The organism is Variovorax sp. P1_H12_2 (genome assembly GCF_056405335.1).
This window is the reverse complement of sequence record NZ_JBFUCI010000315.1, coordinates 1-7,710: the sequence shown is the minus strand read 5'-3', so window position 1 is coordinate 7,710 and position 7,710 is coordinate 1. Positions and strand designations below refer to the sequence as shown.

Genomic DNA, 7,710 nt, shown 5'->3' with positions numbered 1-7,710 from the left:
TGCACGTACTCGCCAAGCGCCGGATCGGCGGGCCGGGCCTCCGCCAGCGCCGCCAGGTTGCCGATCACGACCGTCAGGATGTTGTTGAAGTCGTGCGCCAGGCCGCCGGTCAGGCGACCCAGCGATTCGAGCTTCTGGGCCCGTGCCAGCAGTGCCTGCGAGCGACGCTCCTGCGTCATGTCGAAGGTCAGCTCGAAGCAGCCGACGACGGCGCCCTCGGCGCTGCGCTGCGGAACCAGCGAGGTGCGCACCCACAGCCGGCGCCCGTCGCAGGTCTGGAGTTCGTACTCCAGGCTCTGCGTCTCGCCGGCGAGCGCGCGCAGCACCTGCGGCTTGATCCGCGCGTAGGCCGCATCGCCCAGGAAGACCCTGGCACTGACCGATTCGGGCCGCGTGGTGTCGACGCGGAACCAGTCGTGGTAGCCGCGGTTGAGGTAGCGGTAGACGCGCCGGTGGTCGAAATAGGCCACCAGCGCCGGGATCGAGTCCATGATCAGCCGCACCCGCTCTTCGCTGCGCTGCAGTTCGGTGGTGCGCGACGCCACCCGGTCCTCGAGTTCGGCGTTGTGGCGGCGGATGATCTGCTCGGCGCGGCGCTGCTCGGTGATGTCCGAATAGAGCGTCACGAAACCATGCCCCGGCACCGGCTCGCCGCGGATGCGCAGCACCCGCCCGTCGGGGCGCACCCGCTCGATCTCGTGCGGCGCGAAGTGGCGCGCAGCCGCCACCCGTTCGGCCACCAGCCGCTCCGGGTCGCCCGGACCGTACTCGCCGCGCCGGGCGTTGTAGCCGATGAAACTCTCGAAGGGCGCCCCGAGGTACGCCATTTCGTCCGTGAAGCCGAGCAGGCGGACGTAGGCGCGGTTCCACGCCACCAGGCGCAGGTCGCCGTCGAAGATCGACAGTCCCTGGTCCAGCAGGTCGAGCCCGGTCTGCAGCGTCAGATAGCGCTCCAGGGGGGCCGGCGCAGGCGCCGGCGCGCGGATCACCGGGGCCTCCCGCAGGGGCTGCAAACATTCGTCATCTTTGGATGTGTCTCCTGCAATGTTCGTCGGACATCCTATGGCTGTGAATTGTTGAACAGCTCGTCGCAGACAAGCATGACCTGCGTCAAACCGGACGCCTCACCTCAGGAGTACGCCATGGAACCGACCCTTTCCCCCGCAGCACCTCTCACGCTGTATGAACCCTCCGAGGCCACCGTGCGGCAGGCCCGGATCTCGGGCCGCGCCGCCTACGACCGGCTGGTCGCCGAGGCCGAGGCCGATCCCGAGGCCTACTGGGGACGGCTGGCGCGCGAACTCGTCACCTGGAAGAAACCCTTCACCCAGGTGCTGGACGCGCGCCGCGCGCCCTTCTTCGAGTGGTTCGCGGACGGCACGCTCAACGCCTCCTACAACTGCCTGGACCGCCACGTCGAGAGCGGCCTCGGCGAGAAGACCGCGATCGTCTTCGAGGCCGACGACGGCGCCGTGACGCGGATCAGCTACGAGGACCTGCTGGCGCGCGTCTGCCGCACCGCCAACGTGCTGAAGTCGCTGGGCGTGCGCCGCGGCGACCGGGTCGTGGTCTACATGGCGATGTCGATCGACGGCGTGGTGGCGATGCAGGCCTGCGCCCGCATCGGCGCCATCCACTCGGTGGTCTTCGGCGGCTTCTCGGCGCCCTCCCTGCGCGACCGCATCGCCGACACCGGCGCCGTGATGGTGCTCACCGCCGACCAGCAGGTCCGAGGCGGCAAGCAGCTGCCGCTGAAGGCGATCGTCGACGAGGCGCTCGGCCTGGGCGGCTGCGACAGCGTGCGCCACGTGCTGGTGACGCGCCGCACCGGCGGCGCGGTGCCCTTCCAGGCGCCGCGCGACCAGTGGATGGCCGAACTCGCGGCCGCGCAGCCGCCGGTGTGCGAACCCGAATGGGTGAACGCCGAGCACCCGCTGTTCCTGCTCTACACCTCGGGTTCCACCGGCAAGCCCAAGGGGGTGCAGCACGCCACCGGCGGCTACCTGCTGCATGCGGCGCTGACCTGCCAGTGGACCTTCGACCTCGGCCCCGACGACCTGTTCTGGTGCACCGCCGACATCGGCTGGGTGACCGGCCACACCTACATCGCCTACGGCCCGCTGGCGATCGGCGCGACGCAGGTGGTGTTCGAGGGCGTGCCCACCCACCCGGACGCCGGCCGCTTCTGGAAGATGATCCAGGACCACCGGGTCAGCGTCTTCTACACCGCCCCGACCGCGATCCGCTCATTGATCAAGCTGGCCGAGGCCAACGAAGCGGTGCATCCGCGCAACTACGACCTGAGCAGCCTGCGCATCCTCGGAACGGTCGGCGAGCCGATCAACCCGGCCGCCTGGGAGTGGTATCACCGGCATGTGGGCGGCGGCCGCTGCCCGGTGCTCGACACCTTCTGGCAGACCGAGACCGGCGGCCACATGATCACGCCGCTGCCCGGCGTGACGCCGCTGGTGCCGGGCTCCTGCACCCTGCCCTTCCCGGGCATCGACGCCGCCGTGGTGGACGAGGCCGGCAACGAGCTGCCCTGGGGCCAGGGCGGCATCCTGGTCGTCAGGAAGCCCTGGCCCTCGATGATCCGCACCATCTGGAACGACCCGGAACGCTTCAAGACCAGCTACTACCCGGACGAGTTCCAGGGCCGCTACTACCTGGCCGGCGACGGCGCGGTGCGCGACAGCAAGACCGGCTACTTCACGATCACCGGCCGCATCGACGACGTGCTCAACGTCAGCGGCCACCGCATGGGCACGATGGAGATCGAATCGGCCCTGGTGGCCATGACCGACCTGGTGGCCGAGGCCGCGGTGGTGGGCCGCCCGGACGACACCACGGGCGAGGCGGTCTGCGCCTTCGTGGTGCTCAAGCGCCCGCTGCCCACCGGCGACGAGGCACGGCGGATCGCCAACGAACTGCGCAATTGGGTGGGCAAGGAGATCGGCCCGATCGCCAAGCCGCGCGACATCCGCTTCGGCGACAACCTGCCGAAAACCCGCAGCGGAAAGATCATGCGCCGGTTGCTGCGCACGCTGGCCAAGGGCGAGGTGGTGACGCAGGACGTCAGCACGCTGGAGAACCCGGCCGTGCTCGAGCAGTTGGGCCAGCCCTACTAGGCCCCCACGCTCCCCCACTTCGTGTGGGTCGCTGCCCCCCGAGGGGGAAGCAGCAGGCCGCCCGTCCGTGCGAAGCGCGGACTTCGCCGCGCTGGCGGCCCGGCGCCGGCCTGATCAGCGCTGCGGCAGGTACGCCGTCGCTTCGACCTCGACCAGCACCTCGTCCCCGGGCAGGAAGCGCGACACCTCCACCACGGTGCTGACCGGCGGCTGGCCCGGGTAGAACAAGCCGCGCACCCGGTTGTACGGCGCGTAGTCGGGCAGGCGGCGGAAGTACTGGACCAGCTTGACCACGTCGTCCATCGTGCCGCCGTGCTCGGCCGCGATCTGGCGGATGCGCTCGAGCACGAACCAGCTCTGCGCCACGATCGCCGCCTCGAAGACGTCGACCGACATCTGGCCGGTGGCATAGCCGAGCGTGCGCAGGGCCGCGCGCGCCGCGTCGGGAATGTCCTCGTAGCTGGCCACGGCCCGCCGGGTCGACGGATCGACCGCGACCACGCCGCTCATGAAGACGAAGTCCCCGACGCGCTTGGCGGCCGCGTAGTTGGCCATCGGTTTGCCCATGCTCATTCGTTGTTCTCCAGGGCGCGGCCGGCGCGGATGACGGTGCGCCGTCGGCCGCGCGGGTCCAGCAGTTCGTATTCGTCGGTCGCGGCCAGCAGCACCAGGTCGGCCGGGCAGCCGGGTGCGATGCGTCCGTCCCAGTCCAGCCCCAGCGCCCGCRCCGGGCTCACGGTGATGGCGTCGAGCCAGTCGGCGGCCGGCGCGAGGTGCGCCATCTGCACGCCCAGGCCGAAGGTCTCGACCAGGTCGTAGCCGCCGTAAGGATAGAAGGCGTCCTTCACGTTGTCGGTCGCCAGGCTCGGTCGCAGGCCGTGCGCCGCGGCTTCGCGCAGGCGCGTGATGCCGCGCTGCACCGGGGTGCGGTCCCAGGCGCCCTGCAGGTAGAGGTTGGTGCTGGGCAAGGCGACCAGGTGGATGCCCGCCTGYGCGCACAGCGCCAGCGTGTCATTGGCGCCGGCGTCGTCCTGCACCGCCAGCGAGCAAGCGTGGCCGCAGGTCACGCGGCCGCGCAGGCCGCGGGCGATCGTGAGTTGCGCGATGGTGCGCAGGCCGGTCGCATCCGCGTCGAGCCCTTCGTCGACATGGAAGTCCAGCGCCAGGCCGTGCGCCTGCGCCAGGTCGAAGACCCGCCCGAGCTTGTGCACGATGCCTTCGTTGCGGTAGACGAAGGCGCCCAGCACGCCGCCCGCGCGCTTCACCGCCGACGCGGCGCGTTCGCCGGCATCGCCATCGGCGAACAGGTCGAGCGGCGTCAGCGCGACGAACTGCAGCTCGATGCGGCCGCGCCATTCATCGCGCAACTGCGCGAAGACCGCCAGCGAGACCGGCGCCTCGGCGCCGCTCCAGTCGAGATGCGTGCGCAGCGCGCGCGTGCCCGCGCGCCATGCTTCGTCCAGCGCGCGCTGCATGCGCGTGCGCAGCGTCTGCGCCGTCCAGCCCGCGCGATGCGCCGCCATGCGTTCGATCGCCGCGAACAGGTTGCCCTCGGCCGCGCCGGCCTCCCGCACCGTGTAGTTCTTGTCGATATGGGCATGGGCGTCGACCATCGCGCTCAGCAGGGTGCCGCGCGCCGGCTGCCGGCTCGGCGCGATGGCCGCGACCTGCGCGCCGGCCAGCGTGACATCGAAGACCTCGGCATCGCCCGCCGGGAACGCCCGCAGTCGCGGCGGGATGCGAACGGCTTCGAGCGTCAGGCGCGCCGTCATGCGCGCGACAAGCGCGGCAGGGACCGCAGCCAGCCGAGTCCGGCGGACGTGCCGTTGCCGACCGCGCCGCGTCGTGGCCGGTACTCGCAGCCGACCCAGCCCTGCCAGCCGCATTGGGCCGACACCTCGTCGATGACGTCGAACAGGTAGGCGTGGTTCAGCTCGCCGGCGTCAGGTTCGTTGCGATCGGGCACGCCGGCGATCTGGAAGTGGCCGACACGGCCGGTGGGCAGGTACTTGCGGATCTTCATCGCCACGTCGCCCTCGACGATCTGGCAGTGGTAGAGGTCCATCTGGACCTGCAGGTTGAGCGCGCCGACCGCTTCGACGATCTCGTGTGCATGGTCCTGCCGGTTCAGGAAGAACCGCGGGATGTCGCGCGTGTTGATCGGCTCGATCAGCAGGTCGCGTCCGGCCTTGGCCGCTTCGACCGCGGCCCAGCGCAGGTTGGCCAGATAGGTCGGCTGCACCGTCTCGCGATCGACGCCCTCGGGCAACAGGCCGGCCATGACATGAATGCGCGGGCAGTCCAGCGCGACCGCGTACTCGATCGCCTTGTGCAAGCCTTCGCGGAACTCGGCCTCGCGCCCGGGCAGGCAGGCCAGGCCGCGCTCGCCGCGCTCCCAGTCGCCCGGCGGCGCGTTGAACAGCACCTGCTGCAGTCCGTTGGCCGACAGCCGCGCCGACAACTCATGCGGCGCGCAGGCGTAGGGAAACAGGTACTCGACCGCGCGAAAGCCGTCCTTGGCGGCGGCTTCGAAGCGATCGAGAAAGTCGAGCTCCGGATAGAGCATCGAGAGATTGGCGGCGAATCGGGGCATGGGCGAGATGTTAAGACGCGATCAGGTCGACGAAGAGCCCGGCAGCGCGATGCCCGGGAAGATCTTGATCACCGCGCTGTCGTCTTCCTTGGCGAAGCCGGCGCTGGAGGCCTGCATGAACATCTGGTGCGCGGTGGAGGCGAGCGGCAGCGGAAACTTGCTGGCGCGCGCGGTGTCGAGCACCAGCCCGAGGTCCTTGACGAAGATGTCGACCGCCGACAGCGGCGTGTAGTCGCCCGCCAGCACGTGGGCCATGCGGTTCTCGAACATCCAGCTGTTGCCGGCGCTGTGGGTGATGACTTCGTAGAGCGCCTCGGGCGCCACGCCCTCGCGCAGGCCCAGCGCCATCGCCTCGGCCGCGGCCGCGATGTGCACGCCGGCCAGCAGCTGGTTGATGATCTTCACCTTGCTGCCTGCGCCGGCGCGGTCGCCCAGGCGGTAGACCTTGCCGGCCATCGCTTCGAGCACCGCGTCGGCGAGTGCATAGGCCTCGGGCCGGGCCGAGCTCATCACGGTCATCTGGCCGCTCGCGGCCTTGGCGGCGCCGCCGGAGATCGGCGCGTCGATGTACTGGATGCCGATCGCGTTCAGGCGCCCTTCCAAGGCGATCGACCAGTTGGGGTCGACGGTCGAGCACATCACGAACACGCTGCCGGGCTTCATCGCCGCGGCCGCGCCGCCCTCGCCGAACAGCACCGCTTCGGTCTGCGCGGCGTTGACCACCACCGAGATCACGACCTGGCAGGCAGCCGCCACCTGCGCCGGCGTGGCCCAGGCGACGCCGCCGGCCTCGGCGAAGCGCAGCGCCGCACCGGGGCGCGCGTCGCACACGTGCACTTCATGGCCGCGGTCGCGCAGCGTGGCGGCAATGCCTGCGCCCATGGCGCCCAGGCCGATAAGTCCTGCTTTTTTCATGAGAGGTCCTAGGAGGTTCGCGCAGCGCGCGCGAGCATCATAGGCGCCTCAGCGCGATGCGAGCGCGTGCCGGGCCGCGCGCACGATGCTCTGCGCGTCGACGCCGAAGAACTGTCGCAAGGCGGCGCGCGTGTCGCTGCGGCCGAAGCCGTCGGTGCCGAGCGTCAGGAAGCGCCTGCCCTCGGGCAGGAAGGCGCGAACGCTCTCGGGCACCGTGCGCACATAGTCGGTCGCGGCGATCACGGGGCCGCGGCCGGCCRCAAGCTGCCGCGCAATGAAGGGCGTGCCCGGTTCCGCATCGCCCGCCAGCGCCCGTTCCTCGCAGGCGCGGCCGTCGCGTGCGAGCTCGCTCCAGCTGGTGAYGCTGAAGACCTCCGCGGTGATGCCCTGCTCGGCGAGTTGCTGCGCCGCCTTGACGACCTCGGTCAGGATCGCACCGGAACCGAGCAGCGTCACCTGCACCTGCGCCGTGGCCGGCTGCGCGCCCCGCCAGCCGTCGAAGCGATAGCAGCCGCGCAGCACGTCGGCCTCGGCGCCTGCGGGCAGGTCGGGCTGCGCGTAGTTCTCGTTCATGAGGGTGACGTAGTAGAAGACGTCCTTCTGCTCGACCATCATCTCGCGGATGCCGGCATCGACGATCACCGCCATCTCGCCCGCGAAGGCCGGGTCGTAGGCCTTGCAGTTCGGAATGGTCGCGGCGATCAGGTGGCTGGCGCCGTCCTGGTGCTGCAGCCCTTCGCCGCCCAAGGTGGTGCGGCCCGAGGTGGCGCCGAGCAGGAAGCCGCGCGCGCGCTGGTCGGCCGCGGCCCAGATCTGGTCGCCCACGCGCTGGAAGCCGAACATCGAGTAGTAGATGTAGAACGGCAGCATCGCCAGCCCATGCACGCTGTAGCTGGTGGCCGCGGCGGTCCAGCTCGCGATCGCGCCGGCCTCGCTGATGCCCTCTTCGAGGATCTGGCCGTCGGTGGCTTCGCGGTACGAAAGCACCGAGCCGATGTCCTCGGGCGCGTAGCGCTGGCCCACGCTCGAATAGATGCCGACCTGCTTGAACAGGTTGGCCATGCCGAAGGTGCG

The 7,710-nt window shown here is 70.5% G+C and carries 7 protein-coding genes; 1 reads left to right on the top strand and 6 read right to left on the bottom strand.

Translation table 11 applies throughout. The features are described from left to right. The coding region (locus tag AC1D2K_RS25205; protein ID WP_478091875.1) for a PAS-domain containing protein at window positions 1-1,013 on the bottom strand (1,013 nt) is incomplete at its 3' end. A 129-nt stretch (window positions 1,014-1,142) separates the two neighbouring features. Here AC1D2K_RS25205 and acs point away from each other — a divergent pair. Beyond that, window positions 1,143-3,128 (top strand): acetate--CoA ligase, encoded by a 1,986-nt coding sequence (gene acs, locus AC1D2K_RS25200; protein ID WP_478091873.1) that lies wholly within the window; start codon window positions 1,143-1,145, stop codon window positions 3,126-3,128. Window positions 3,129-3,242: 114 nt separating this feature from the next. Here the strand turns inward: acs and AC1D2K_RS25195 are convergent, their stop codons facing one another. The 5 genes from AC1D2K_RS25195 to AC1D2K_RS25175 form a co-directional block, all read right to left on the bottom strand. Continuing rightward, window positions 3,243-3,701 carry a RidA family protein gene (locus tag AC1D2K_RS25195; protein ID WP_478091871.1) on the bottom strand — a complete coding sequence of 153 codons (459 nt, stop codon included), beginning with the start codon at window positions 3,699-3,701 and terminating at the stop codon, window positions 3,243-3,245. Then, complete coding sequence (locus AC1D2K_RS25190; protein ID WP_478091869.1) at window positions 3,698-4,900, bottom strand: amidohydrolase family protein; 1,203 nt, start codon at window positions 4,898-4,900, stop codon at window positions 3,698-3,700. Before AC1D2K_RS25190 ends, AC1D2K_RS25195 begins: the two co-directional genes overlap by 4 nt. Continuing rightward, window positions 4,897-5,721: a 2-oxo-tetronate isomerase gene (gene otnI / locus AC1D2K_RS25185; RefSeq protein ID WP_478091867.1), complete on the bottom strand. Its 825-nt coding sequence runs from the start codon at window positions 5,719-5,721 to the stop codon at window positions 4,897-4,899. The genes AC1D2K_RS25190 and otnI overlap by 4 nt, the downstream gene beginning before the upstream one ends. Before the next feature lie 21 nt (window positions 5,722-5,742). Continuing rightward, the gene (gene ltnD, locus AC1D2K_RS25180) at window positions 5,743-6,636 is read right to left on the bottom strand and encodes an L-threonate dehydrogenase (RefSeq protein WP_478091865.1); all 894 of its coding nucleotides are present in this window, start codon (window positions 6,634-6,636) and stop codon (window positions 5,743-5,745) included. A 48-nt stretch (window positions 6,637-6,684) separates the two neighbouring features. Further along, window positions 6,685-7,710 (bottom strand): transketolase-like TK C-terminal-containing protein (locus tag AC1D2K_RS25175; RefSeq protein ID WP_478091864.1); only part of this gene is annotated, 1,026 nt, incomplete at its 5' end.